The organism is Flaviflexus huanghaiensis (assembly GCF_014118685.1).
In the GTDB taxonomy this organism is placed as follows: domain Bacteria; phylum Actinomycetota; class Actinomycetes; order Actinomycetales; family Actinomycetaceae; genus Flaviflexus; species Flaviflexus huanghaiensis.
In genome coordinates, this window is record NZ_JACFAK010000007.1 from 83,606 (window position 1) to 110,263 (window position 26,658).

General features: G+C 62.7%; 21 protein-coding genes and 1 tRNA gene. 6 read left to right on the forward strand and 16 right to left on the reverse strand.

The annotated features are described in order from the left end of the window. Positions 1-38 precede the first annotated feature (38 nt). Positions 39-782, reverse strand: a complete 744-nt coding sequence (locus H7E91_RS06710; RefSeq protein WP_182354329.1) for a lysophospholipid acyltransferase family protein — start codon at positions 780-782, stop codon at positions 39-41. Continuing rightward, complete coding sequence (locus H7E91_RS06715) at positions 779-1,573, reverse strand: SDR family NAD(P)-dependent oxidoreductase (protein ID WP_182354330.1); 795 nt, start codon at positions 1,571-1,573, stop codon at positions 779-781. The genes H7E91_RS06710 and H7E91_RS06715 overlap by 4 nt, the downstream gene beginning before the upstream one ends. A 129-nt stretch (positions 1,574-1,702) precedes the next feature. Here H7E91_RS06715 and H7E91_RS06720 point away from each other — a divergent pair, with 129 nt between their 5' ends. Continuing rightward, positions 1,703-2,857 carry an HD domain-containing protein gene (locus H7E91_RS06720; RefSeq protein ID WP_182354331.1) on the forward strand — a complete coding sequence of 385 codons (1,155 nt, stop codon included), beginning with the start codon at positions 1,703-1,705 and terminating at the stop codon, positions 2,855-2,857. Positions 2,858-2,966: 109 nt separating this feature from the next. Here H7E91_RS06720 and groL read toward each other — a convergent pair whose 3' ends face one another. The 3 genes from groL to H7E91_RS06735 all read right to left on the reverse strand — a co-directional run bounded on the left by groL (position 2,967) and on the right by H7E91_RS06735 (position 5,659). After that, positions 2,967-4,589: a chaperonin GroEL gene (groL, locus tag H7E91_RS06725; protein ID WP_182354332.1), complete on the reverse strand. Its 1,623-nt coding sequence runs from the start codon at positions 4,587-4,589 to the stop codon at positions 2,967-2,969. 191 nt (positions 4,590-4,780) lie between these two features. Continuing rightward, the gene (locus H7E91_RS06730) at positions 4,781-5,374 is read right to left on the reverse strand and encodes a hypothetical protein (RefSeq protein WP_182354333.1); all 594 of its coding nucleotides are present in this window, start codon (positions 5,372-5,374) and stop codon (positions 4,781-4,783) included. A gap of 18 nt (positions 5,375-5,392) precedes the next feature. Continuing rightward, entirely contained in the window at positions 5,393-5,659 is a 267-nt protein-coding gene (locus H7E91_RS06735; protein WP_182354334.1) for a DUF3263 domain-containing protein, read from the reverse strand. Between the two features lie 23 nt (positions 5,660-5,682). Between H7E91_RS06735 and H7E91_RS06740 the strand changes: the two genes are divergently transcribed. After that, on the forward strand, positions 5,683-6,390 hold the full coding sequence (locus tag H7E91_RS06740; protein WP_182354335.1) for a uracil-DNA glycosylase: 708 nt from the start codon (positions 5,683-5,685) through the stop codon (positions 6,388-6,390). 11 nt (positions 6,391-6,401) lie between these two features. On the opposite strand, the gene H7E91_RS06745 is transcribed toward H7E91_RS06740, so the two are convergent. The 3 genes from H7E91_RS06745 to H7E91_RS06755 are packed head-to-tail and all read right to left on the reverse strand — an operon-like array spanning position 6,402 to position 10,930. Then, entirely contained in the window at positions 6,402-9,044 is a 2,643-nt protein-coding gene (locus H7E91_RS06745; protein ID WP_182354336.1) for a multicopper oxidase domain-containing protein, read from the reverse strand. Continuing rightward, positions 9,044-10,210, reverse strand: a complete 1,167-nt coding sequence (locus H7E91_RS06750) for a hypothetical protein (protein ID WP_182354337.1) — start codon at positions 10,208-10,210, stop codon at positions 9,044-9,046. Before H7E91_RS06750 ends, H7E91_RS06745 begins: the two co-directional genes overlap by 1 nt. 45 nt (positions 10,211-10,255) lie before the next feature. After that, complete coding sequence (locus H7E91_RS06755; protein ID WP_182354338.1) at positions 10,256-10,930, reverse strand: helix-turn-helix transcriptional regulator; 675 nt, start codon at positions 10,928-10,930, stop codon at positions 10,256-10,258. 125 nt (positions 10,931-11,055) lie between these two features. On the opposite strand from H7E91_RS06755, the gene H7E91_RS06760 reads away from it, so the two are divergent. Then, positions 11,056-11,973, forward strand: coding sequence for an Fpg/Nei family DNA glycosylase (locus H7E91_RS06760; RefSeq protein ID WP_182354339.1), 918 nt, complete (start codon positions 11,056-11,058; stop codon positions 11,971-11,973). A gap of 63 nt (positions 11,974-12,036) precedes the next feature. On the opposite strand, the gene H7E91_RS06765 is transcribed toward H7E91_RS06760, so the two are convergent. From H7E91_RS06765 to H7E91_RS06780, 3 genes are read right to left on the reverse strand one after another with little or no spacing between them, the layout of a single operon-like run. Beyond that, positions 12,037-12,372 (reverse strand): metal-sensitive transcriptional regulator, encoded by a 336-nt coding sequence (locus H7E91_RS06765; RefSeq protein ID WP_277814790.1) that lies wholly within the window; start codon positions 12,370-12,372, stop codon positions 12,037-12,039. Further along, entirely contained in the window at positions 12,369-14,888 is a 2,520-nt protein-coding gene (locus tag H7E91_RS06770) for a heavy metal translocating P-type ATPase (RefSeq protein ID WP_241698446.1), read from the reverse strand. The genes H7E91_RS06765 and H7E91_RS06770 overlap by 4 nt, the downstream gene beginning before the upstream one ends. A gap of 29 nt (positions 14,889-14,917) precedes the next feature. Beyond that, complete coding sequence (locus H7E91_RS06780; protein ID WP_182354340.1) at positions 14,918-15,127, reverse strand: heavy-metal-associated domain-containing protein; 210 nt, start codon at positions 15,125-15,127, stop codon at positions 14,918-14,920. A 167-nt stretch (positions 15,128-15,294) separates the two neighbouring features. On the opposite strand from H7E91_RS06780, the gene ppc reads away from it, so the two are divergent. Beyond that, on the forward strand, positions 15,295-18,084 hold the full coding sequence (ppc, locus tag H7E91_RS06785) for a phosphoenolpyruvate carboxylase (protein WP_338401753.1): 2,790 nt from the start codon (positions 15,295-15,297) through the stop codon (positions 18,082-18,084). Positions 18,085-18,382: 298 nt separating this feature from the next. Here ppc and H7E91_RS06790 read toward each other — a convergent pair. The 3 genes from H7E91_RS06790 to H7E91_RS06800 all read right to left on the reverse strand — a co-directional run bounded on the left by H7E91_RS06790 (position 18,383) and on the right by H7E91_RS06800 (position 21,499). Then, positions 18,383-18,458 (reverse strand) — tRNA-Thr (locus H7E91_RS06790). Between the two features lie 61 nt (positions 18,459-18,519). Next, positions 18,520-19,347: a DsbA family protein gene (locus tag H7E91_RS06795; RefSeq protein WP_182354341.1), complete on the reverse strand. Its 828-nt coding sequence runs from the start codon at positions 19,345-19,347 to the stop codon at positions 18,520-18,522. Between the two features lie 427 nt (positions 19,348-19,774). Continuing rightward, positions 19,775-21,499, reverse strand: a complete 1,725-nt coding sequence (locus tag H7E91_RS06800) for a protein kinase domain-containing protein (protein ID WP_182354342.1) — start codon at positions 21,497-21,499, stop codon at positions 19,775-19,777. 219 nt (positions 21,500-21,718) lie between these two features. Here H7E91_RS06800 and H7E91_RS06805 point away from each other — a divergent pair, with 219 nt between their 5' ends. Further along, positions 21,719-22,849 (forward strand): ABC transporter ATP-binding protein, encoded by a 1,131-nt coding sequence (locus tag H7E91_RS06805; RefSeq protein ID WP_182354343.1) that lies wholly within the window; start codon positions 21,719-21,721, stop codon positions 22,847-22,849. Positions 22,850-22,872: 23 nt separating this feature from the next. Continuing rightward, on the forward strand, positions 22,873-24,105 hold the full coding sequence (locus tag H7E91_RS06810) for a DUF4032 domain-containing protein (protein WP_182354344.1): 1,233 nt from the start codon (positions 22,873-22,875) through the stop codon (positions 24,103-24,105). Positions 24,106-24,280: 175 nt separating this feature from the next. Here H7E91_RS06810 and H7E91_RS06815 read toward each other — a convergent pair whose 3' ends face one another. Together H7E91_RS06815 and H7E91_RS06820 are read right to left on the reverse strand one after the other, a co-directional pair. After that, complete coding sequence (locus tag H7E91_RS06815) at positions 24,281-25,324, reverse strand: aspartate-semialdehyde dehydrogenase (RefSeq protein ID WP_182354345.1); 1,044 nt, start codon at positions 25,322-25,324, stop codon at positions 24,281-24,283. Then, positions 25,321-26,583, reverse strand: coding sequence for an aspartate kinase (locus H7E91_RS06820; RefSeq protein WP_182354346.1), 1,263 nt, complete (start codon positions 26,581-26,583; stop codon positions 25,321-25,323). The genes H7E91_RS06815 and H7E91_RS06820 overlap by 4 nt, the downstream gene beginning before the upstream one ends. Positions 26,584-26,658 lie beyond the last annotated feature (75 nt).

Below are 26,658 nucleotides of genomic sequence, written 5' to 3' on the forward strand. Positions count from 1 at the left end.
GCACGTGCCAGCCCAAGACACAAGGGCCAGCTCCGCGATCAGGCGGCTTCCGCGCCCTCTCCGCTATGGGGGTGTCCGGTTGCCCTCATCGCCGCCACACTCGCTCGGATACGGGCGTTGTAGTGCTCAACGTTTTCGCCTGGCTCCGCGTGCATGGGGCGTCCGATAACGAGCTTGACGCGGGGCCTGCCCTTCTTCGGCCAGAACGTGCCTACCGGCATCGCGTCATAGCCACCGATGAGGGCGACTGGGACGATGGGGACCCCGAGTTTCTGAGACAGTGCGGCTGCGCCAGCCTTGAATTCGCCCATGCGCCCATCCCGCGATCGTGTGCCCTCGGGGAAGATGAGGATGGGGATTCCGGCTTTGAGGAGCCTGCCTGTCATACCCGCGGCAGGGCTCGGGCCGTCGTGAGTCGTGAGGCCCCGGCCGCCTAGCTTCTTGATCTTGCCCTTGCGCTCGATCGGGTACGTGTTGAAAAACAGTGCTGTCAGCCTCGAAACGAAGCGGCGGCGGTAGAAATAGTCCGCGGCCGCGCCTGTGGCGAGATTATCCGTTATCTCCCCCGGTAGGAGAGTGAACATCATCGGCGCATCAAGATGGCTGGAATGGTTGCCGACGACGATGTAAGCGCCGTCGAGACCCGCGACATTCTCCTGCCCTTCAACGGAGGGGCTCACAAGGCTCGAGAGGACGGGCCGTGCGATATAGCGCCGGATAAAGCGGCGCGCGCGACGGTGGCTTGATGACGTGTACTGGGTGAGTGGATGGAGGGCGTTCATCGTCGCCCCCGGTTGATCTTCTGGACGACGGCGCGCACTGCCTGCTGCGGCCCCCGCTCGGCAAGGAACGAGATGACTTTGAAACGTTTTGACGGTATTGAGCGAATCCGGCCCGCCTCTGTGTCGGCCAGACATTCGCGGACAACTCGTTGGACATCAAGCCAGAGGAAGTCCGGGATGTTTGAGGTTTTGACGCCGGTGCGCTGATGGAATTCTGTCCTCACCCATCCGGGCATAAAGGTCGTGACGTGGACACCGTGGTCGCGCAGCTGCAGGTAGAGCGACTCTGAGTAGGTGATGACCCACGACTTGATTGCGGAATATCCGCCCATGGGAACGAGCCCAGAGACAGATGCGGTGTTGATGATGACGCCGTGACCGCGCTCCTTCATCGCGCCTCCTGCGGCCGCTCCCAGGCGTAGCACCGCCCACAGCATGACGTCGAGTGCTTTCCGGTGGGGCTCGAGGTTCGTTGTCACGAGCGGCTCATACAGCCCTGCTCCGGCGTTGTTGACGAAAACCTCGATGGGAGAGTCCGTGCTCGCAAGCCGCGCAGCGACTCTTTCTCTGCCTTCGTCTGTGCCGAGATCGGCTTCGATAGACTCCACGTGGATGCTGTGTCGCCACTCGAGCAACGTCGCTGTCCGCTCAAGCCGCTCTGCGTCCCGAGCAACAAGAACGAGGTCTAGTCCGCGATCGGCAAGCTGGCGACCAAACTCGAGCCCGATCCCCGACGTTCCGCCGGTAATGAGCGCCCGTCCGCGCAACCGAGTTCCTGAGCCATGAGCCATGGAATGGGACCTTCCTACTAGTGACATGTCCAGGTTAGTGCACGCTGACGGGATGTGCTTCACCCGGTCTGTCCCTGCCACGCTCGAGGGTCTAGACTGCCGGTGATCAGAGAAAGGCGTCAGATCCAGATGGACTACCCCCAATGGCTTCTTCCGACCTACATTCGGAGTGCTCGGGCGGCTGGCGCGACAGCGTCCGACGAGGAGATCACAGCTGTCGCGAAGCGGCTTATCGCTCGATGGAGCGAGCCTGACAGGCACCATCACGACGTCCACCACCTGTGCGACATGCTGTCCCGCATCACGACTCTGGCCCCGGAGACCCACCAGTCGGAGCTTGTCTTCCTCGCGGCCTTCTATCACGGCTGCGTGTTCTCCACGGCCGACAGGGACACGTACACGCGCAACGGCGGCGAGAAAGAGGTCGAGTCGGCAAGCGTCGCACGGGCCGAGCTCAGTGCGATTGGGGTGCCAGAGGAGACCGTCGACCGGATCGCCGCCCTCATTGTCGGCCTCAAGAAGCAACCCAAGGAGGTCGATCCGACGGCGTCGACAACGCTCAGTACGATCGACATCGACAAGCTCGCCCTTCGCGACGCCCACCTGGGCGCGCTTGCTGCCGGCCCGCAGAAGTACACGAAGTACCTCGGTCAGGTCGCCCAGGAATACAGCCATGTTCCCGAGGCCGACTTTCTCCAGGCACGAAAAGAAATCATCGGCCGGCTTCTCGCTCGGCGCCAGATCTTCCTCACCCCGCTCGGCCGCCAGTGGGAAACCGCTGCTCGCGACAACCTTGAGGGGGAGCTGGAACGAATCGAGGGCCGCCTCGCTGCGATCAGGGGCTCCGATCCTCACCCGCTCGAAGAACGGCTCGCAGAAGAGCAACAGGGACTCGGCTTGAAGGATGCGGCGAAAGCCCGCCCCGACATGGACCATCCTCTCCTTGCCCCCGAGCAGGACGAGGACGAGAACGAGGAGGACCGCTCTTCGCTGGAGACGATGCCTGAAGATATGGAGAGTGGCGCGTCGGTGCGAGCGTTGGACGCCGAGCAAAGCAAGAAGGCAGAGCGGCAAGAGATCGCACGGAGGATGCAGGAGAGGATAGCCCGGCGCCAGGCTGGCCTGGATGAGGGCACCACACCTGCGAAGACGGCTGCTCCCGACACGCCCACGGCGCCAGACGAGACACCGTCACCTGTGACACCGCCGTCCGCCCCCACGCCCGAGTGGGATGACGAGGTCGAATCTGCGCGAGCTGGCTTCGAACGGGAACCAGACTACTAACGCCGGACCGCCCACAGATAGTCACGAACCGTGGGGCTTTCGGAAACACTGAGTGGGGGAGCGCTTTCGCGCTCCCCCACTGCTCGTGCTATGACGTGCTAGTTGCGGATCAGTACATGCCGCCCATGTCGTCACCCGCACCAGCGGCCGGGGCCGGCGGCTCGGGCTTGTCTGCGACGACTGCCTCGGTCGTGAGGAACAGCGACGCGATGGAGGCCGCGTTCTGCAGGGCAGAGCGGGTCACCTTGACGGGGTCATTGACGCCCGCTGCGAGGAGATCCTCGTAGACGCCGGTGGCGGCGTTGTAGCCGACACCCTTGTCCGACTCGGCAACGCGGGCTGCGACGACGCCGCCCTCTTCGCCAGCGTTCTCGGCGATCTGCTTGAGCGGTGCGGACACTGCCCAGGAAACGATCGCTGCGCCGGTGGCCTCATCGTCCTCGAGATTGAGGTCGGCGAGTGCGTCCTTCGCGGCCTGGATGAGCGCGACACCGCCACCGGGGACGATGCCCTCTTCGACTGCTGCCTTCGCGTTGCGGACGGCATCTTCAATACGGTGCTTGCGCTCCTTGAGCTCAACCTCCGTTGCGGCGCCGGCCTTGATGACGGCGACGCCGCCAGCAAGCTTCGCGAGACGCTCCTGGAGCTTCTCACGGTCGTAGTCCGACGTGGCGGCCTCGATCTCAGCCTTGAGCTGGCTCACGCGGCCCTCGACGGCGTCCTTCGAACCTGCGCCCTCGACGATCGTCGTCTCATCCTTGGTCATGATGACCTTGCGGGCCTGGCCAAGCAGGTCAAGGTCGGCGTTTTCAAGCTTGAGCCCGACGGTCTCGGAGATAACCTGGCCGCCGGTGAGGATCGCCATGTCCTGGAGGATCGCCTTGCGGCGGTCGCCGAAGCCGGGAGCCTTGACCGCAGCGGACTTGAAGGTGCCACGGATCTTGTTGACGACGAGGGTTGCAAGGGCTTCGCCCTCGATGTCCTCGGAGATGATGACGAGCGGCTTGTTGGTCTGCATGACCTTTTCAAGCAGCGGCAGGACGTCCTTGACGTTCGAGATCTTGGACTCGACGAGGAGGACGTAAGGATCCTCGAGGACGACTTCCTGGCGCTCCGGGTCGGTGACGAAGTACGGCGAGAGGTATCCCTTGTCGAAGCGCATGCCCTCGGTGAGCTCGAGGTCGAGGCCGAAGGTGTTCGACTCCTCGACGGTGACGACACCTTCCTTGCCGACCTTGTCGAGAGCCTCGGCGATGAGCTCGCCGATCTCCATGTCACCGGCCGAGATCGCTGCGGTCGCGGCGATCTGCTCCTTGGTTTCGATCTCCTTCGCGTCGGCGATCAGACGCTCGGTGATGGCAGTAACAGCGGTGTCGATGCCCTTCTTGAGAGCAATCGGGTTGGCACCGGCGGCAACGTTGCGCAGGCCCTCGCGGACAAGTGCCTGGGCGAGAACGGTGGCAGTCGTTGTGCCGTCGCCCGCGACGTCGTCAGTCTTCTTCGCAACTTCCTTGACGAGCTCAGCGCCGATCCGCTCGTAGGGATCCTCGAGCTCGATCTCCTTAGCAATGGAAACGCCGTCGTTCGTGATGGTGGGGGCGCCCCACTTCTTGTCCAGCACAACGTTGCGGCCCTTGGGGCCAAGCGTCACCTTAACGGTGTCGGCGAGGGTGTTAAGACCCCTCTCCATCTTGCGACGAGCATCCTCGTGAAAAGCAATGGTCTTTGCCATAGCAGTGTTAAACCTCCACTAATGGTCGGCCAATGCCCGCGACGGACGATCAATCGGACCCCGGACTTTCCGGAGCGTCATGACCTCACTAGCCGAAATCTGTCACTCTCGCATGGAGAGTGCTAAACAGATTCTGGCACTCTCATCGGCCGAGTGCAAGACGAGTCCGAGGTTCACGCTGAAAGCGAATGTCAGCGGACGATGATGAGGATGTCAGCCCCGCCCGTCATCGCCGCGTTTTCGGCCCAGTAGTCGATGTTCAGTGTCCGGGCGATGTTTTGCGCGGTCGTGTAGAGGTCGGGCGTGGCGAAGAAGATCGCGCTCTGCGCGGGATTCGCTCCCTCAAAACCACCGCTGGTGATAGCGGTGAAACCGGCGGTCACAAGAGCTGATTCTGCGGCTTCGGCTGCCCCTCCGCCGTCGAGGAGATCGATTCGTGCACCGTAATCCACGCCAGGGATCGGCGGGTCCGTCTCCCGTTCTGGTTCCTCGGACTCTTCAGGCTCCGGTGTCGGTTCGGGATCGCTCGAGGCTTCGTCGGTTGCCGGTGTCGTCGGCTCCTCGGATTCGACCGCGGACTCTTCCGCATCCTGTGTGATGAAAGGGTTGGCGACCCCGTCCTGACTCATGATCTCGACGATGCCCCACCCGGCAAGGGGTGCGAGGACGATGGCGGCGAGGATGGGGGCGATGGTGAGAAGCCAGTGGCGTCTCTGACGATGAGTGCCGCGAAGACGCCGAGCGTCAGCAAGCTCGTCGAATTCGTCCGGGGGATACTGGACCACGGCCATTACTCTAGCCTGTCAGTCGGCCGAGCCTGCGCTTGCCCCGCCGCGTTCTGCGGATCTGGCTTCACGAAGCCTGCGGAGGCGCCCGACAGTCACCGGCTTTGCGTAAATCGCCGTTTCATTGTCGAGGAGACTATTGAGCCGAATGTGGTACTTCGAGCTGGTCCAGCCGAAGGTGGCACGAATAGCCTCAGCCTTCGTGGCATATCTCTCCTGCCATGTCTCCTCCAGCTCAAGCACGGCCGCATCTTCTCCGCTGAGCTCCTTCATCTTCGCTTCCACGGGAATCATCGTAGCCTGGGGTCATGCTCAAACCGCTTAGCGACCTCATGGCCACCGATTGGGCCGCTGCCATGGCACCTGTGGAAGGCGAGATCCGCCAGATGGGGGATTTCCTGAGAGAGGAGGCCAACAGTGGCCACGGCTTCCTGCCCGCCGGCCACAACATTCTCCGCGCCTTTCGCGCACCGATGGCTGACGTGCGGGTCCTCATTGTCGGCCAGGACCCCTACCCGACCCCCGGGCATTCCATGGGCCTGTCGTTCTCCGTCGAACGCTCCGTGCGCCCACTCCCCCGCTCTCTTGACAACATCTTTCGAGAGCTTGAATCGGACCTTGGGATTCCACCAGCACAGACAGGTGATCTGAGTCCGTGGCAGGAGGCGGGAGTCATGCTCCTTAACAGGGTGCTCACCGTCCGGCCGGGCGCGACTGGCTCCCATCGGGGCAAAGGCTGGGAGGCGATTACTTCCCACGCGATCTCTCAGCTCGCGGAACGCGGCAGCCCACTTGTCGCCATCCTGTGGGGCCGCCAGGCCCAAGAACTGTCACCACTCCTGGGGTCGGTCCCCATTATCGCCTCCGCCCATCCCTCGCCCCTGTCAGCCTCGCGCGGGTTCTTCGGCTCGCGCCCCTTCAGCCGCGCGAACACCTTGCTCGAAGAACAGGGCGCATCGCCGATAGATTGGCGGCTCGAGCCCGAGCGGGCGTTAGACCCTTCCTGGGCTACCTGAGGCAGGCTCAACTATCTGTCCGTGACACGGATCGTGCCTTTCGCTCCTCGCTCCGCCTCCGACATGATGTGGTTGACAAGCGTGTAGTGGCCAGCCTCGGGGAAGACGAGTTCGACGAAGCCGCCTTCGGCGGGCAACAGCCCGAGGGCCTGGGATCCGCCTATCTCTTCTTCGGGGCCGAGGAGGTAACTACCCTCCTTCCACACCGTGTCGAACTGGCCGCCGACGATGTGGAAGCTCGTGGCAACGTTAGGTCCTGCATCGAGAACCCAGAAGCGGACGCGCTCGCCGGTCTTCACCTCGAGAGGGTGCTGCACGTACTGGTTGGGGTAGCCGTTGTAGTGGGCCGTGTCGTGGTCACCGTCTGCAATCTTGCCCGAATCGGCCACGTCACCCGCAGGGCCGTAATAGGACTCGCCGTGGACCATGACGAACTGGTGATCGACCTCCGGCAGGTCCGGCGGTTCGATGACGACTGCGCCATACATGCCATTGGCGATGTGGAGGGACATGGGAGCAGTTGAGCAGTGATACATCCACACTCCGGCTCTCTCCGCGGTGAACGTGTACGTGAGCTCTTCACCAGGCTCGATCGTCCTCATCGGACGGTCCGGGGCAAGTGCGCCAGCGTGGAAGTCGATGGAGTGGCCCATCGACCCGTCGTTGACGAGCGTGATGACGAAGGTGTCACCCACCTTGCCGTGCAGGGTTGGGCCGGGCATCGTCTCGTTGAAAAGCCACAGGTTCTGAGTCAGCCCGGGTGCGACCTCCATGTCCATCTCGCTCACGGTAAAGGTCACCCGATGCTCGGTTGCCTCATCACTGTCGATGGGCTCGAGCGCGGGGTCCATGTACCTTCCCTCGTCCATCTCCCCCATAAGATCAAACGACGGGTCCGCGGCATCAGGCTGCGCTCCCCCCATGTCCATGCCGTGGTCGCCGGCGTCACTGCGAGCGCCAGGATCTGTCCCCTGATCGCCAACGTCGATGGTGAACACCATCCCCATCTGCCGGTGCCCCGCAACGGAGCACCATCCGTCGACGTCCTCGTTCATGACGCCGAGATCCAGTACGACAGTTTCGCCCGGCGCAATACGTCCAGAGGTGAAGCCGTTCTCGAGCACAAGGTCGTGGGATTGGCCGTCGGAATTCGTCAGTGTCAGCTCAAGAGTGTTGCCAGCTGGCACGGTGACGAGATCGGGAACGTACCGCATGTCGACCATGTCGACCTCGACAGCCGTCACCTCGCCCGACGCGTCGACGGGGGATGCGGTGGTGGTTCCTGATGGGGATGGGCGGACAATACCGGAGGAGGCGGGGTCGGCGGCGACAGCGCCGATGACAAGGAGCGCGACTGCGCCAATTGAAAAGAGGATAGGGCCGCGCTGCGGGGACACGGGTGTCACGTTTCCTTCCCGATCGGTCATGGGCGGCGGAGCATCATGGAGATGCTTCTCCCGAACGGGGAGGATCGCCCAGATAAGGCACCACACGGTGCCTACAGCGGCCACGAGGGCCGCAAGCGATGTGAAGACGAGGACGAGGCTCGCTTCAGAGATGATGTAGAGGGTAAGCGAAGCGTTGAGCACGATGATCCGCCAGGCAGCACCAGCATCTGCTCGGGCGTTGCGGACACGGACGTGCTTAGGCCCGCCGCCGATGACAACCGGCAGGAGGTAGCTGAGGGCCCCAAGAACGACCTGGGCGACGCCTCCGGCGAGCAGGGGAAGAACGATCGGGCCGAAATTGCCGATGACGGAGAGCGGATCGACGAAAAGTAGCTGCAACCCGATGAAGACGATTGTGCCGAGAAGCCACAGCGCCCCAGCAGCGACGGAGAGTGCAGCGTAGCTTCCCCCCGCCATCTTCCACGTTATCCCGACGAGCGGAGCCAGCATGAGGATTGCGGAAGCCGCAAAGCCGAGGTACCCGAGCCCCGAGATGATCCCGCCGAGCGGGGTGAGCGCGATGAGGAGGCTACCGGACGCCGCGACAAGCGCTGCGCCAATGAGGAGTGGCAGGCGCTTCTTCGCCACGGTTTCCGCTCCCGGCGGTAGCTTGGCTCTGAGTATTGTCGGCCACAGCGTGAGAAGCGTGCCGACGATCGGGATGCCGACCCAGGCGAGCACATTGAGTGCCACGTGGGCGCCCCGGATGGCAACGGACGTCGCGGGTTGCCAGGAGTCGAGCGACAGGAGATAGCCGAGAATGATCCCGGGAATGAACAGCACCGCGGCCGCAAGATAGGCGTGCACGGCGACCTCGAACCGAGCCGGTAGTGCGCTCTTCAACCTTCCCCACAGCCGGAGGATGTGAGTGAGGATCGCTACGCCGATGACGAGGGACGCGCCACCTGCGACCCAGTCATTGCCGGCGATCATGCCGATGCCCAGGGTGGTGATACCGGCGTTGAGCAACGCGAGGGTCGCGGCTTCGCCACGGCGGCTTTCTGGTCGCGAGCGCAATACGGCGACGGTGAAGTGGTTGGTCCAAATCAGGAGGGCGTTGGTCACAACGCCGAGGGTGAACGTGTGGACCATGATCCACGTCGCTTCCGGGATGAAGCGGTGGGCGGTGATAGCGGCTGCCGCTATCGCCATCCAGAAGATGACGAGTGTTGCCGTTCCTCTATGCCAGATCGAGCGCGGAGCCATCAGCCTCTCCCCTTCGTGTCCGGTCGGCCGATCATCAGTCCGCCGGTGGCCCGCGGCTCGTCACGGAACTCCGGTTGCCGCTTCTTCACTTTCGGAGGACCGGCGGCTGAGGACGCGGCCGCGGTGATGACGAAGGCGAGGATGGTGGCGACGAGGAGCGCACCACCAATTTGCCACGTGACCGTGAGCCCTCTGACATCGCCGATAAGTCTGATGAGGAGACCCGCATTGAGGAGGACAGCGGGAACCCAGAAGATCGGCCGATACGGCAGGGGGCGGCGGAGGACCGCGGGAAGGATGATCGGGGCGTGGGCCATGATCATTGAGATTGTGAATCCGATCGTCAACGAATGAACGACCGTGTCGTAGACCGGTGACGCTGTGAGCTCACCTCCGAGCACCCAGGTAGCACCAGCGATCGCGAGCCAGACCATGGCGGCGAGCATGTTGGCTGCCGAGTATTGCGGCAGTCCTGCCGATCTCACAGTCGTCCGGGCAATGTCATACCGCGCGAGCCACGCTGCCTGCGCGAGAAAGAGCACCCCGACAAATTCGCCGCCTCGGCCAGCGGCCAGGACCGCAACAATCGCGAAGGAGAGTGCGAGTGCCAATCCCCAGGCGAGACGCTCAGCGCCAGCCGGAAGAGAGAGGTGGGCGAGCTCGACGCGCTCGCCGACAATCGTCAAAACAAAGAAGCCTGCAATCCACGGGATGATCGCCCATGTGGCTGCGCCAGTCCACCACAGGAGAACAGCTCCGAGACCAAAGAGTGCGCCGAGGATCTGGATCGACATCGCGGCCGTGAGTCCGCGGCGGGCGAGACGCCAGTACACCGCGACGAGCAACGCCATGCCGACTGCGTGGAATGCTCGACCGATAGTGGGTTCGAAGAGGAGGATGGTGCCGCCGATCCCGAGTGCGGCGGGGGCGATGAGTGCCCACTTCTCTCGGAGCGCGATGACGCGTTCGAGGCAGATGAGGGTGCCAGCGAAGCCGAACGTCATGACCTGGCCGTGGATAGCGGCGTCAGTGTCTCCCGAGGGCACCGGCGCCCATACTCCCAGCAGGCTGAGGGCAAGGTTGAGACCGATGATGAGGCACACGCCCCCGGTGATCAGAACGGGCCACCGCATCCATGCCGGAATCGGCCCTGCCATATTACTCACGGCATTAACCGTACTAAAGCGACGGTAGGAGGGCCAGGACGGCTGTCACATATGGAGTGTGAGCCTACAGGCATGGGGCTCGGCAAACGGTTCGACCCGAGCCTGCGCACCTGGCGCCTCCAGGTCGAAGAGCCGATCGAGCATGCCCTGATGGATCTCGCACAGCCCCGGTGCGACAACGTTCGAGGAGGTGAGAAGCGGGCATTGGGTGAGATTGATGCAGGTGTCTTGCGATGCCTTCGGCTCGGGCGCGAAACCCATGTCGGCCATGAGACACGCGACCCCCTCGACAAGTCCGTTCTCTGTCGAGAACACCTTGCTCTTCACGATGTCATCACCCCATGTTTGACCCCACCGGTAGGCGTCGGCGCGCGCAGTCTCTTCGGGGAGCGCTTTGAGGGCAGCCGTGATGAGTCCGACGAGATGCCGGGCAGGGGCACCGCGAGCGCCCGCATTCGTCCGATACGCCTTGCGGGGCCTACCGCGCCCCTTTCCGGGGAGCGTCGATGAACTGACAAGTCCGTGCCCTTCGAGCACAGCGAGATGCTCGCGCACCGTGTTGGGATGGGATTCAAGCGCGTCTGACAGCTCGACGACAGTGACCGAACGCCCTAGCTCAGCGAGGAGGTCAAGAAGGCGTCGTTGCTGACGTGTCAACGGTGTCGCCTCATTGAGCGCCTCCGCCATGGGCCGCGGGCCACCGACAGGGATGACAGTCATGGAAAACCCCTTCATTACTCCCGGTTCTTCCTGGAGATTATCACGCGTACTTTGCGTCGCATGCGCCGTTTGGCCTATATAGGGGAATAACGTGGCAGGTCGTGCCATCGCCGGGAGGAAGATCGATGCCTGAGGGCCATACCATTCACCGTCTTGCCGGGACGTTGACTGAGCTCTTTTCGGGGATCCGCCCGACAGTCACGTCCCCGCAAGGCCGGTTCACTCACGGTGCGGACCGCCTCAACGGCAGGATGGCACTGCCTGCCTACGCGTGGGGCAAACACTTCTTTATGCCCTTCCTCGATCAACCAGAGGTTGTTGACCTGGGTGCGGACGGCCCGGACTGGCTGCACGTCCACCTCGGACTGTACGGCTCGTGGTCGTTCGACGGCGATGAGCACTTTGTCGCCCACGAGACAATCGGCGCTCCACGCCGCCGGATCGGAGAGGCAGAAATCGGAAACTCGTGGGCCGCGGACACGTGGGAACCACCCGCCCCGCGCGCCACCGTGAGAGTCCGTCTCGAACAACCCCACGGCGTCGCTGATCTCACTGGCCCCAACCAGTGCAGAGTCCTCGATGGTGCTGGCGTGCGCGCGGTTCTCAGCAGGCTTGGTCCCGACCCCATCCGCAATGATCCCGGTGACCGGGAGGAGTTTGTCAGGCTCGTTCGGAAGCGGCGCGTCTCAATCGGCCAACTCGTCATGGACCAGGCGGTCGCTGCTGGGCCGGGCAACATCTATCGCGCGGATTGCCTGTGGCGGGTAGGAATTCATCCGTTCCGGCCTGGCACCCGAGTGTCGGAGGCACGCCTGCGTGCTCTCTGGGACGACCTCGTGGGTGCGATGAGGGAGGGAAAGCGGGACGGTGTCATCCTGACCAACCCGCCCGACTGCGTTCCCGAGGATCCTATCGACGTTATTGATCGCAGATTCGCCGTGTACCAGCGAACCGGAAGGCCCTGCTGGCGGTGCGGGACAGCTGTGGCTGGAGCGGATATGGCGGGGCGCCGACTGTTCTGGTGCCCCGGATGCCAGCGATAGTCTGGGGGCAAGGGTTTGACCCTTGCCCCCAGCATGTCTTCACCGTCGTTGTCGCCCTAATTCTCAGGACTTGACCAAGCGCGTAATCGCGGACATCGCCTCATCGATTTTGTCATCCGCGACCTGACCGCCCGTCTTCGCGGCGTCCATGACGCAGTGGCTCAGATGATCCTTGAGGAGAGACAGTCCGACATTCTCGAGCGCGCTCGTCAGTGCAGCGATCTGCGTGAGGATGTCGATGCAGTACTCCTCTTCATCCACCATGCGGTGGATGCCGCGAGCCTGCCCCTCGATCCGGCGTAGCCGGGCAAGGTACTTCGCCTTGTTGTCGTGGTAGCCGTGGTGATGTTCGGTTCCACAGCACTGGCCGGTCGCTTCGTCAACCATGTCCGTGCTCATGCCGCAGCCTCCTGCACTGCCGTCGGCGCTGGGGCCTCAACAGTCCGCTCATCGCCACCCGCCGTCGACGTGAAGCTGCGCAGTCGGAGCGAGTTCGACACGACAAACACGGACGAGAACGCCATGGCGGCGCCAGCAATCATCGGGTTAAGCATGCCAAGCGCTGCGAGCGGGATTGCCGCCGTGTTGTAGGCAAAGGCCCAAAATAGGTTGCCCTTGATCGTGCCAAGAGTCTTCCTTGATAGCCTCATCGCATCTGCCGCGCTTCGCAGGTCGCCTCGAACGAGAGCGATGTCGGCAGCCTCGAGGGCTACGTCAGTGCCCGTTCCCATGGCGAGGCCAAGATCTGCCTGAACAAGTGCAGGAGCATCGTTGACACCGTCGCCGACCATGGCAACGCTTCTCCCCTCACTCTGCAACTTCTCAATGACCTCGACCTTGTCCTCCGGAAGCACCTCGGAGATGACACGGTCGATGCCAACCTTGGTGGCAATGTGCTGGGCCACGCGATCGTTGTCGCCTGTCAGCAGGACAACCTCGAGACCGAGACCCTTGAGTTGGCTGACGGCTTCTGCGGAGGTGGGCTTCACCTGGTCCGCAACGACGAGGACTCCGCGCACCGCGCCGTCCCAGCCGGCGGCCACAACGGTCTTGCCAGCCTGCTGGGCGGATTGGAAGACGCTGTCAAGGTTGCCGAGTACCATGCCGTGTTCGGCTAGCAGTGACGGCTTGCCGACGAGCACTCGTTTGCCGTCGACGGTGCCGGACACGCCGTGGCCCTCATGGTTGGCGAAATCCTTGACGTCCACGAAGGAGCCGATCTCAGCGGTAGCGCCCTGAGCGATGGCGCGGGCGATCGGATGTTCTGACGCGTTCTCGAGGCTTCCTGCAACGCTCAAGAGAGTTTCCCGATCGGTTCCGGAGAGATGGACCTCTTCGAGTGTCATAACCCCGGTTGTCACCGTGCCCGTCTTGTCAAGGACGATCGTGTCGATGACGCGGGTTTGCTCGAGAACCTCGGGGCCCTTGATGAGAATGCCGAGCTGAGCGCCGCGGCCCGTGCCAACGAGCAGTGCGGTCGGCGTCGCGAGCCCGAGGGCACAGGGGCAGGCGATGATGAGAACGGCAACCGCCGCCGTGAACGCCATGTCAGCCCCGCTACCCGTCGCCAGCCAGGCGATGAGGGTCATGAGAGCGACGACAATAACGATAGGGACGAAGATTCCAGAGATTTTGTCGGCAAGTCGCTGAACCTCGGCCTTGCCGGTCTGTGCTTCTTCGACGAGCCGCGCCATCTGCGCAAGCTGAGTATCGGCGCCAATCCTTGTGGCCCGGACGATGATGCGGCCACCCGCGTTGACAGTCGCGCCCGTGACACTGTCGCCGACGCCAACCTCAACGGGGACTGACTCCCCCGTCAGCATGGAGGCATCGACCGCTGAATTTCCAGTGATGACGACACCGTCGGTCGCGATCTTCTCTCCGGGACGAACGACGAACTCGTCGCCTACGGCAAGCTCGCTAATCGGCACACGAACTTCGGTACCGCCGCGCAGAACGGCCACATCCTTCGCGCCCATGTCCATGAGCGCCCTCATCGCCGATCCAGCCTCGCGCTTCGAACGCTTTTCAAAGTAGCGGCCGAGGAGAACGAACATCGTCACTCCCGCCGCGACTTCGAGGTAGATATTGCCCTCACCCGTGGCGCGGGTCGGAGCAAACTCGAATCCGTGGGTCATGCCGGGCATGCCCGCAGTGCCGAAGAAGAGGGCGTAGAGCGACCAGAGGAAGGCCGACATTGTGCCGAGTGAGATCAGGGTGTCCATCGTCGCAGTGCCGTGCTTGAGATTCGACCACGCAACCCTGTGGAACGGGTAGCCGGCCCAGACGACAACAGGCGCCGTCAGGGTCAGGCTGAGCCACTGCCAGTACGTGAACTGCAGTGCAGGGATCATGGAAATGATGATGACCGGCACGGAGAGGACAATGGAGCCAATAAGGCGCTGGCGCAGGCTCTCCATCTCCCGATCCGGCCCATCGTCCTCGGGCCTCGGCTCATCCACCTTCGGAGGCTCTGGCAGTGCCGCTGTGTACCCGGCCGATTCAACCTGGGAAATGAGAAGGCTCGTGTCGTAGCCCTCCGGGATCTCCACCCGGGCCTTCTCCGTCGCATAGTTAACTGTCGCTGATACGCCTTCAAGACGATTGAGCTTCTTCTCGACGCGAGCGGCACACGAAGCGCACGTCATCCCACCGATCGTGAGCTCAAGCGCGCCAGGCGGGATCTCACGCTTTTTCAGCTTCGCGGTATAGCCGGCCGATTCAACCTGGGAAATAAGAAGGTCCGTGTCATAGCCCTCCGGGATCTCCACCCGGGCCTTCTCCGTCGCATAGTTAACGGTCGCCGATACGCCTTCGAGGCGATTGAGCTTCTTCTCCACGCGCGCCGCACAGGAGGCGCACGTCATTCCGCCCACCTCCAGCTCGACAGAGTCTGCTGCGGTCATCGATGTCATAGACGAGCCTTCCAGGTTGAGAGAATGGGTCAGGCGCGAACGGCCTCGTAGCCGGCTTCGTCGACTGCGGCGATAATGTCGGCGTCTGTAATGTCCTTCGACGAGGTGACGATGAGACGGCCCGTCTCGTGCGAGACATCGACTGACTCGACGCCGTCGACTTGGGTGACCTCCTCGGTTACGTGCCGTTCGCAGTGGCCGCACGTCATTCCGGTCACCTTGTATTCGGTCGTCGTCATGTGCTTTTCCCTTCGCATGTCGGATACCCCCATGGGGTATAGCGGTGTCCACTTTATACCCCATGGGGGTATACCGCAACGGGACGTTTGTCCCACAAAATGAGTGGGTGGGCGCGACCGTCCCGGGAGTGCACTAGAGTCTTCTTCGTCCCACAAGAGGAGGACATGTGACAGAGGACAGGCAGATTCAGCAACACGCGGACAGCGACGCAGAGCTTCGCGCGGACGTCCGTCGGCTCGCCAGCATGCTCGGCCGAATTCTCGCTGAGCAAAAGGGGCAGGACCTTCTTGACCAGGTGGAGCGAATCCGCCAGCTCACGAAGGACGCCCGCCTGTCGACCAACCGTGTCGAAGTGTTCGATCAGATGGTGGATGAGCTTCGCGATCTGCCGATGGAGCGCGTGACAGATCTAGTCCGAGCCTTCACTCTCTACTTCCAGCTTGCGAACACGGCTGAGCAAAATCAGCGTGCCCGCGTTCGCAGGAACCGGCCGGAGAGCGAAGAGTGGATCACCCGGGCGGTCACGCGGATCGGCGAGGTGCTCGGCACGGACGAGCTCAACCGCATAGCCGAGAAGCTCGACGTTCGACTTGTCTTCACCGCTCATCCCACGGAAGCATCCCGCCGGGCACTTCTCGGAAAGTTGCGTCGACTGTTTGATGTGCTCTCTGAAACAACGGAGGAGGGGACGGCCGCGCGCCGCCGTCAGGACCGCAAGCTTGAGGAAATCATCGAGCTGCTCTGGCAGACGGACGAGTTGCGCCGCACCGCGCCGACCCCGGTCGACGAGGCCCGCAACCTCCTCTACTACTTGAAAGAGCTGTACACGGAGGCTCTGCCGGAAACTGTTGGCGTCCTCGCAGCCGAGCTCGAGGCCGCGGGTGCTCAGCTTCCCTCTGGCAGTGAACCCCTTCAACTGTTCTCGTGGATCGGCGGAGATCGTGACGGCAACCCGTTCGTCACCCCCGAGGTGACAGCCGAGATCTTGCGGATGCAGGCGAATGAGGCAATCGATGTCGCCCTCGACAAGCTCACCTATGCATCGCACGTTCTGTCGATCTCAACGAAGCTTGTTGAGCCTGATGAGCAGCTTCAGACGTCGATCCAGGCCGACCTCGCTACGCTGACGCGATTCCCTCGATTTGTCCAAGAGCTGTTCGTCGACGAGCCGTTCCGTCTCAAGATCGAACTCATGAAGGGCAAGTTCCTTCGGACACGGACACGAATTAACGACGGCACTCCGCACGTGGCCGGGGCAGACTACGCCAACTCGGAAGACATCCGGAGCGATCTCGCCGTGCTCACCGACGCTCTCGAGCGAACAGGATCCGGCCGGGCTGTCAGCGGTCTCGCCGGGGATATTCGCCGCACGCTGGGCGGGATCGGGCTCACTCTGGCCTCGATCGACGTCAGAGAGCATTCGTCGAAGCATCACGAGCTGCTGGAGCAGCTGTATGCGCGACTCGGTGAGAATGGCACCCCCTACGCGGAGAAGTCCGATGAGGAGCTCACCGATCTGCTCTCCCGGGAACTCGCCTCGAAGCGTCCGCTGGCGGGCGCGGGAATCGTCAATGGCACCCTCGGCCTAACCGATTCGGCTCAGCGCACGTACGACACATTCGCCGAAATCGCTCGAGCCCAGGCCATCTACGGTCCCGATGTCGCCGAAACGTACATCGTATCGATGACTCACGGAGCGCACGACATCCTCGCTGCCGCCGTCATCGCCCGTGAGGCAGGTCTTGTCAGCATCCCTAACGGGACGACTTCGGGACATGCGATGATCGGCTTTGTGCCGCTCCTCGAAGAGGTCCGCGAATTGCGGATTGCCGATGAGATCCTCGAGACCCTGTTCGCTGATCCCTCCTATCGCGCGATCGTTCGCATGAGGGGCAACCTCCAGGAAGTCATGCTCGGATACTCGGACTCGAATAAGGATTCGGGCGTGCTGACGTCTCAGTGGGAGATTCACCAGGCCCAGCGGCGCCTGCGTGATGTCGCGGCCAAGCATGGCATCAAGCTCCGGTTGTTCCATGGCAGGGGCGGCTCGGTCGGCCGTGGCGGCGGACCGACCTACGATTCAATCCTGTCCCAGCCCAACGGAGTCCTTGACGGCGAAATCAAGTTCACCGAGCAAGGTGAAGTCATTTCTGACAAGTATCTCCACCCCGAACTCGCTCGCGAGAACATGGAGTTGACCGTCGCAGCAGTCATGGAAGCGTCCTCACTGCACCGCGCCGCTCGGGCGTCCGCAGAGGTTCAGGCGACCCGCGACGAGCTCATGGATTTCATGTCAGAGGCGGCCTTCCGTCGTTACCGCGAACTCACGGACAACCCGGACCTTCCCGAATACTTCGTCACAACGACCCCGGTCCAGCAGCTCGGCATGCTCAACATCGGCTCCCGGCCCGCGAAGCGGACGACGGCAGACAGCGGCATCGACGGCCTGCGAGCGATCCCCTGGGTGTTCGGATGGACGCAGTCTCGGCAAATTGTCCCCGGCTGGTTCGGTGTGGGAACCGCGCTACGCGCGGCCCGCGAGGCAGGCTACGGTGACCAGCTCAAGGAGATGTTCGACAGCTGGCACTTCTTCCGCGCCGTGATCTCGAATGTGGAGATGACAGCGAAGAAGACGGATCTCGGCATTGCACAGCATTACGTTCACTCGCTCGCGCCTCAGCACCTGTGGCCGTTGTTCGACCTCATCCGCGACGAGTTCGCTATCACAATCGAGGAGCTGACAGCACTGACAGGCTGCGACGAGCTCGTGGAATCCAATCCTGTTCTCAAGCGCACCCTCGAGGTCCGCGACCAGTATCTGCACCCGATTAGCTACATGCAGGTCAGCCTCCTCACCCGGATCCGCGAAGCTGGCCCGGAGGCTAGCGAGGAGCTCAAGCGTGCTCTATTGACGACGATCAACGGCATCTCCGCCGGCATGAGGAACACCGGCTAGAGGACAGGCCGGAGCGGCTGTGATGATGTCACACTGTCTGGTTAGATGTGATATTCATCTCTCCGGCCTGGAATTACATGCTAAGTGACAGTTCCGAGTGTAATGGCCGCAACATGCAGTCCTGCGCATGCCTGTGTTTAGTTGTACCATTTCAAGTGGCCACACCAGGCGTGGGGGGCGTTCCGAATGCGGGAATGCCCCTCATTTCTGTTTGACGGCATAGCCGCACATCGAGCGCTGGGGCTATGCACATGGATACGGGGCCCTGATCACGCTTGTGGCGTCTGTCAGGGCCCCGTGGAGCCGCCTGTCGGATTCGAACCGACGACCGTCCGCTTACAAGGCGGGTGCTCTACCAGCTGAGCTAAGGCGGCGACGTGCCGGGTTAATTCTGCCAGACACCGGCCCGGCATGGCCAACCCGCGCACTGTGATCCTATTCGGTGGGCGTCGCCTTCGGTTCTGCCAGGCCAAGCAAGGCCGGGAAGTCGTTGGCGGCCCAGGCTGTCGTTTCGGTTCCGTTGAGCAGGACCGTGGGCGTGCCGCGGTAGTCCTCAAGGAACGACTGCGTGGCCGTGTTGACCCAGTCGAGATCAGCCTCCTTCTCGATTGAGGAAGCGATGTCCTCCGGCACCCCTGCATCGCGGGCCGCGTTTGCGATGCTACCCCAGTCGGGCAAAGCTGATGCCCTGTTGTTGAGGACCGCGTCCGCCTCATCAAAGACGTTCTTGTGGAAAGCCGTCAGGTGCTCAGGCGAGTTCTCGGCGATGTACTTGAACGCGGCCGCGCCTTTCGCCGAAAAGTCGTTCCGGAGGATGGCGACCGGGTGATAAACGAATTCAGCATCGCCCGCCGCGACGATGTCGTTAATATCGCCACCGTTCATCTGCTCGAGTTCATTGCAGTAGGTGCACATGTAGTCAAAGTAGATATCGACTCGATTAGCATCCGTTGCCAGCTCGGCGCCCTCGCCAACAACCGACCATCCGGTCGTGATATCGGTGCCGTCCTTGACGACGGGCTCAACCTGGACGGCGACGGGGTCCCATTCTTGCCTGCCCGATGAATCATCGTCCGCGGCACCCCGTCCGTTGCTGACGATCGACCAAACGACGACACCGATGAGGACGATCGCCGCGATGATGACGCCGATCGTGAGGTTCCGATTTCGTTTCGCGCGCCGCGCTTCAGCCTCTTGGAGTTTCCTTGCTTTCTCACGCGCCGCCTCGCGGCGCTCTGCCTTTGTCACATTCTTTTCTGCCATTGCGATCTTTCTTCCTCGTCGTCCGTCAGCCTGTGCTCACCAAGCCGAGGGCGGGTCCCGTGAGCTCGCGGCGCGAAGACTTCGACGTGTGACCATCGCTCGATAGGTCGCAGACACCGGCGGGGGTGGGGGGACTCGGACAGGAACCGGCTGCTGACCGATCCTGCCCATAACCGCATCGACCGCATCGCGGACGAAGGTCGAATTTGCCGTCACTGCAAGAAGGAGCAGAGCCGTGACACTGAGCGTCTGCAGCGCACTCGGCCCGAGTGATGCCCCACTGGCGCACGCAGCGTCTGCGTGGACGACTCCCACATTGAGAAGGAACGGATGGGCTGACTGAGCACATGAAGATCCGAGCACCACAAAGGTGGCCGCAGCCGCGGGCACTGCGGTGAGAAGGATCCTCGGGCTCATGGGCGCAAGTCTAGTCGAAAGGGAAAGGCTTCGAGAGTGGGCTCCAGTCGGGCTCGACGCCGGCCGAATACATGGCGAGCGCGAGGGAGAGAAGCGCGACCGCTAGAACGATCCAGAACAGTCGATAACCGGGGCTGGGCGCAATCGTGGCCAAGAGGTGGCGCGTCGTTTCGCGTGCAGGTCTACCGCTTGGGTACACCCACGCGAGGAACGAACCGAGCATTGAGCCGCCTGCGATCGCGATGACCTCCTCGACAAGCAAAAGGTCGCGAAGCATCCATGCGAACGCTCCGCCGACGACGATACCGGACCCCACAGCGGCGACGGTTCGAGCCAGCCCGCCAAGAATGGAGAGCGGCAAGCGCCCGATGACGGTAATTGACTCTGCTTTGAACCGTCCACCCTTCTCCAGCCGGGCTCGAATGAGACTATCCCTCGCAACCCCAATGATTGACGTGATCGCCGCATAGATCGCAAACACAATGACGGAATATGTGGGAAGCACGCCAGCCCATGCGACGAAGACAATCCACAGCATGAGAACGATGCCGGGCCGGCGCGGGGCTGGGTGAAGCCAGTCGGGGATCGGCGCCGGTTGGAGACGGGGATCAAACCACGGATCGAAGCGGGCGTGCGCCACGACGGCCGATTCATTGGTCGGGCGGAACACCGCAGGCCCTTCAACGTCATAGTGGCTGGGCGCCGACACGTAACCAGACTGACTTTCTCCCTGCCGCAGGGGCGGCAAACTAGTCTGCGGCGGGTACTGCGGGGGCGGGGCAACGAGGTTGGTCCTGTCCCCCGGAGCGCTCTGCGGTGCGTCGTCAGGAGGATAGAACCTCGCGTCGGCGGGGTAGGCGCCCCCCTCCGGCATGTCACTGTCGAGCGGCGGGGTGGAGGTGTGGTCCCGATGGCGAGGGCCACGGGAGAGAGTCTCGTCGTCGACCTCGATTGTGCCATCCAGCATGCCGACGACGAGTTCAGGGGATGGTCGTCGCTCGGGGCGCGGGTCAAGCGCGGCTTCAAGAGCGTAGGCGACGACTGGATCCGCTCCTGCGAGATCGCATTCTCCCGTCAGCACACGTCTCGTCACCTTTGGGCTGTGCCCTGTGCCGAACGGGGCATGACCAGTGGCAGCGTAGGCGAGAGTAGCGGCCCACGACCACCAGTCCGCAGTGATGGTCGGGTCTTCTCCGTTGAGGACCTCCGGAGCGGCGTAACCGGGCGTATGTGCGAGCAGGCCCGTGGCGGTCAGCCGAGACTCCTCGGCAATTTGGGCTATGCCGAAGTCGATGAGGACGGGCCCGCGATGGCTCATCATGACGTTTGACGGTTTGAGGTCTCGGTGGAGAACCCCCTTGTCGTGTATCGCCTGAAGGGCCTCCGCGAGTTCTTTCGCGAGGTCAGCAAGATCGCTTCCCATGAAGACGCCATTCTCAGACACATCCACGGAGAGCGTGGGGCCGTCGATAAGTTCGGTGACAATGAAAGCCTCATCGTCCTCCGTCTCGGCATCGATGACATGGGCGACGTACGGCCCGGTCACCTGTCTGAGCGTGCGCACCTCTCGGCGCAACCGGTCCCGCGCGTTGGGGTCGGCTGAGATGGAGGGGTGAAGGAGCTTGAGAGCAACGGTGTTCCCGCCGCCATCCAGCGCCCTGTACACCGTCGACATGCCGCCGAACCCGATCTTCTCGACCAGCCGGTAGCCGCCGATCTCGTCGCGGTCTCGCACGCTTTCTACGGTACCTGAGTTTTACCTGCACACATCACCAAAGTGAGGGCGGCGTCACTTGAAAAGAGTCACGGCGAAACGGCACTATTGAGGAGGTTGCCCGGTCGGACCGGACACAGATGTCCACACTGGCTGGCAACCTCGTCAGTGTCGACCTCACGGCACCGGCTTCCTCACTACGGATCGTCCGGCACGTACCTGCCGGTGAAGGGACCTCTCATGGCCACTGTGACATTTAAAAGCGCCACCCGAATTTACCCCGGCTCAGAAAAGCCGGCTGTCGACGGGCTCAACCTCGACATTGAAGATGGGGAATTCCTCGTTCTTGTCGGCCCCTCGGGCTGTGGGAAATCCACGTCTCTCCGCATGCTTGCGGGTCTCGAAGAGGTCGACTCCGGCCGCATCTACATCGGCGACCGCGACGTCACCGACGTCACGCCGAAAGACCGCGACATCGCCATGGTCTTCCAAAACTATGCGCTGTACCCGCACATGACCGTTGCCCAAAACATGGGCTTCGCTCTAAAGATCGCGGGCACAGACAAGGAGGAGATCGATCGGCGCGTCCTCGAGGCCGCCAAAATCCTCGACCTTGAGGAGTACCTCGAACGCAAGCCGAAGGCCCTCTCCGGCGGTCAGCGTCAGCGCGTCGCCATGGGCCGGGCTATCGTCCGGCAGCCGCAGGTGTTCCTCATGGACGAGCCGCTGTCGAACCTGGATGCGAAGCTCCGCGTTCAGACCCGCACACAGATCGCCTCGCTCCAACGCCGCCTCGGCATCACGACCGTCTACGTCACGCACGACCAGACGGAGGCCCTGACGATGGGCGACAGGATCGCCGTCCTCAAGGACGGTCTCCTCCAGCAGGTTGGTACCCCGCGCGACATGTACGACAGCCCCGCGAACCGCTTCGTCGCCGGCTTCATCGGCTCCCCGGCCATGAACATTGGCTCCTGGACCGTAAACGGCAATCAGGCGACCTTCGGTGATGCCGTGACGACACTTCCAGACGACGTCGTAGCTGCCTTGCGCCCGGAGGATGACGGCAAGGTGATCGTGGGGTTCCGCCCCGAGAACCTTGAGCGCGCCGCCGAGGGTTCCGACTCGCAGATTCCGATCAAGGTGACCTTCGTCGAAGAACTCGGCTCCGACGCGTACATCTACGGCAAGATCGTTGGTGCGGAGCGCGAGGCTGAGACGTTCGGCTCGGGTGACGGGTCTGATCAGGTCGTCGTCCGAATTCCTCCCAACGAAGTTCCGAAGCCTGATGACATCGTCCGCGTCGCGCTGAAGAACCATGGAGGTCACTTCTTCAGCCACGCTGACGGCTCCACGCTCACCACGCGATAACCGCAGGGCGCTCCGCGCCCAGAATGGTCACTGTGCCCTTCGAGATCACCGCCGCAACCGTCGAACCCGAGCTGTTCGACCTCCCGTGGCACCTTCCTCTCGAGGACTGGCCAGAGGAGAAAATCGCTGCCCTCCCCCGCGGTATCTCTCGGCATGTCGTGCGCTTTGTGCACATGGCCGGGAGGATTATCGCGATCAAGGAGATCGGCAAAGTCGTCGCCCACGGTGAATATGAACTGCTGAGGGACCTCGGACGGCTGTCAGCCCCTGCCGTGACCCCGTTGGCGGTCGTGACAGGCAGACGTGACGAGAACGGCAACAAGCTCGCTGCCGTTCTCGTCACGGAACACCTGCCCTACTCTCTGCCGTACCGAGCGCTCTTCGGGCAGCACCTGCGACCCGAGACTGCGGACCGTCTCATCGACGCCCTGTCCGTCCTTCTCGTCAAGCTCCACCTGCTCGGCTTCTACTGGGGCGACGTGTCCTTGTCGAACACACTGTTCAGACGGGATGCTGGCGAGTTCGCCGCCTATCTCGTCGACGCTGAGACGGGCGAGTTGCACACGAACCTGTCAGATGGGAAGCGCGCCTACGACATCGACGTGGCCCGGACGAACATTATTGGCGAGCTCATGGACCTCCAGTCGGGAGGAATGCTCGACGAGGACGTCGATGTCATCATGCTCGGCGACCGACTCGAAGAGCGCTACACCACGCTCTGGGGCGAGCTCACCCGAATCGATTCGTTCGCCTCGAACGAACGCTGGCGGATGGCGGACCGGATCAACCGACTCAACGAGCTCGGTTTCGATGTCGGGGAACTGTCGGTCACGACCGAAGCTGGCGGCACGACACTGTCCGTCCAGCCAAAGGTTGTTGACGCTGGCCACTACCACCGGCAGATTATGCGGCTTACCGGGCTCCAGGTCGAAGAAAACCAAGCTCGCCGACTCCTCAATGACATCAAGTCTCACCGTGCGCTGGCTGGCCTTAACGACCAGCCGCTGGCTGACGTCGCCCGGGACTGGATGGCGACAGTCTTTACGCCTGCAGTCAACGCGATCCCGGTCAATCTCCGCGGCAGGTTACAGCCCGCAGAAATGTTCCACGAACTTCTAGAGCATCGCTGGTACATGTCAGAGAAAGCGGGGCACGACGTGTCCATGAACTACGCGGTCCGCTCCTACATTGACAACATCCTCGTCTACCGCCCTGACGAGAAGACTCTCTTCGGCACGTTGCTCAGCGAGCTATGAGTCGGTTCGACACCAGCGTCTGCTCCATCGAACGCAACTCGATTGACAGCCCGTGCGTCACCACCCGCCGATGTGTGTGCGGGATCTTAACCCACGCGGGGAGAGTCGGTAAGCAAGGACTGCGGCCCCGAAGGGCCGCAGTCTGCGTCGGTTAGCGCCGCGAGTGGCGGTGGGATCAGGCGCTGAGTTCGTCGATGAGAAGCTCAGCGATCTGAATCGTGTTGAGGGCAGCACCCTTGCGGAGGTTGTCGCCGACAACGAACATCGCGAGTCCCCGGCCGTCCGGGACGGACTGGTCGACGCGGATTCGGCCAACGAGCGAGGGGTCCTTGCCGGCTGCCTCGAGCGGGGTCGGCACGTCGACCACCTGAACGCCGTCGGCGGTCGCCAGGAGCTCCTTCGCCTTCTCGACGTCGATGGGGCTATCGAATTCGGCGTTGATGGCGAGGCCATGGCCCGAGTAAACGGGGACGCGGACGCATGTTCCGGAGACCGCGAGCTCGGGAACGTCGAGGATCTTGCGCGACTCGAAGCGGAGCTTCTGCTCTTCATCGGTCTCGAGGCTGCCATCGTCCGTCATAGCTCCTGCGAGAGCGACAACGTTGAAGGCGATGGGGGCAACATACGTCTTCGGCTCCGGTAGCGTCACGGCGCTACCGTCTGTGGCAAGTGCCGACAGATCCTGCTCAACACCGGCCTTGACCTGGTTGGTCAGCTCCTCGACACCTGCGACGCCAGAGCCGGAAACGGCCTGGTAAGAAGAGACAATGAGGCGGCGCAGGCCAGCCGTGTCGTGGAGGGGCTTGAGCACTGGCATTGCCGCCATCGTCGTGCAGTTCGGATTCGCGATGATGCCCTTCGGACGGTTCTTCAGCGCGCCCGGGTTCACCTCGGAGACGACGAGCGGAACGTCGGGATCCTTGCGCCACGCAGAACTGTTGTCGACCACGACTGCGCCTGCGGCTGCGAACTTCGGCGCGTACTCCTTCGAGGTCGCACCTCCCGCGGAGAAGAGCGCGATATCGATGCCAGAGAGGTCTGCCGTAGCGACGTCCTCGACGACGATCTGCTCGCCGCGGAACGCGAGCTCCTTACCTGCGGAGCGGGCGGATGCGAAGAAGCGCACCCTGTCCGCCTTCGTGCCCCGTTCCTCGAGAAGGGCACGCATGACGTGACCAACCTGCCCGGTTGCTCCGACTACTGCGAGTGTGATGCTCATCGGCCTGTACCTCCGTAGACGACAGCCTGGGTGTCTTCAGCATCGAGATCGAATGCCGTGTGGACCGCCCGGACCGCCTTATCTAGTTCTTCGATATTGACCACGACCGAGATGCGGATCTCGGAGGTGGAGATCATTTCAATGTTGATGCCTGCGGCGGCGAGAGCGCCGAAAAGCTTGGCAGAGACACCGGGATGGGATCGCATGCCGGCACCGATGAGTGACAGCTTGCCGATCTGCTCGTTGTAGGTGACCTCACGGTACTGCAGCTCATCCTTCATGTCCTCGATCGCGGCGAGGGCGACGGGGCCGCTGTCGTGCGGAAGGGTGAAGGAGATATCTGTCTTGCCTGGATCGGAGGCGGCGATGTTCTGAACAATCATGTCGATGTTCGCGCCCACTTCCGCGACCCGACCGAACACCTTCGCAGCCTTTCCGGGCACGTCAGGAACGCCGAGGATCGACAGCTTCGCCTGCGAGCGGTCGTGGGCGATGCCGGTGATGATGGGGGATTCCATGTCCCTTTCGTCCGGGTTCATAATCCAGGTTCCTTCCAATTCGGAATATGAGGAGCGCACATGCAGCGGCACGCTGTACTTGCGGGCGAACTCGACGGCGCGCAGGTGCAAAATCTTCGCGCCTTGCCCGGCAAGCTCAAGTGTCTCTTCGTAGTCGAGGGAGCGGACGCGGCGAGCGGTCGGCACGATCCGAGGGTCGGCTGAGAACAGTCCGTCGACGTCTGTGTAGATCTCGCAGACATCCGCGTGCATGGCGGCCGCGAGGGCAACAGCGGTGGTGTCGGAGCCACCGCGGCCAAGGGTCGTGACATCGTTGAGTTCATTGACGCCCTGGAAACCGGCAATGATCGCAACGGTCCCCTCTTTGACGTCGCGGGCGATCCGCTCTGGCACAATGCCAACGATGGAGGCTTTGCCGTACTGGTTGTCGGTGCGCAGACCCGCCTGCTGCCCCGTGTAGGCATGAGCGGTCACACCAAGATCGTTGACTGCCATCGACAGCAACGCCATGGAAACTCGCTCGCCCGCAGTCAGCAGGATGTCCATCTCGCGTGCCGGTGGCTTTTCGGTCACCTGACCGGCGAGGTCGAGCAACTCATCCGTCGTATCACCCATCGCGGAGACAACAACGACGAGATCGTTGCCGGCTTTCTTGGCGGCAACGACGCGAGCGGCGACGCGCTTGAGCGCCTCGGCGTCCGATACGGATGAACCGCCATACTTCTGGACAATTAGGCTCACTGTGACTCCGTCCGTTGGGTGTCCTCTATTGTCGACAAACCTGCTGTCGCAGAGCTTACTCAGTCATCCGTTTCT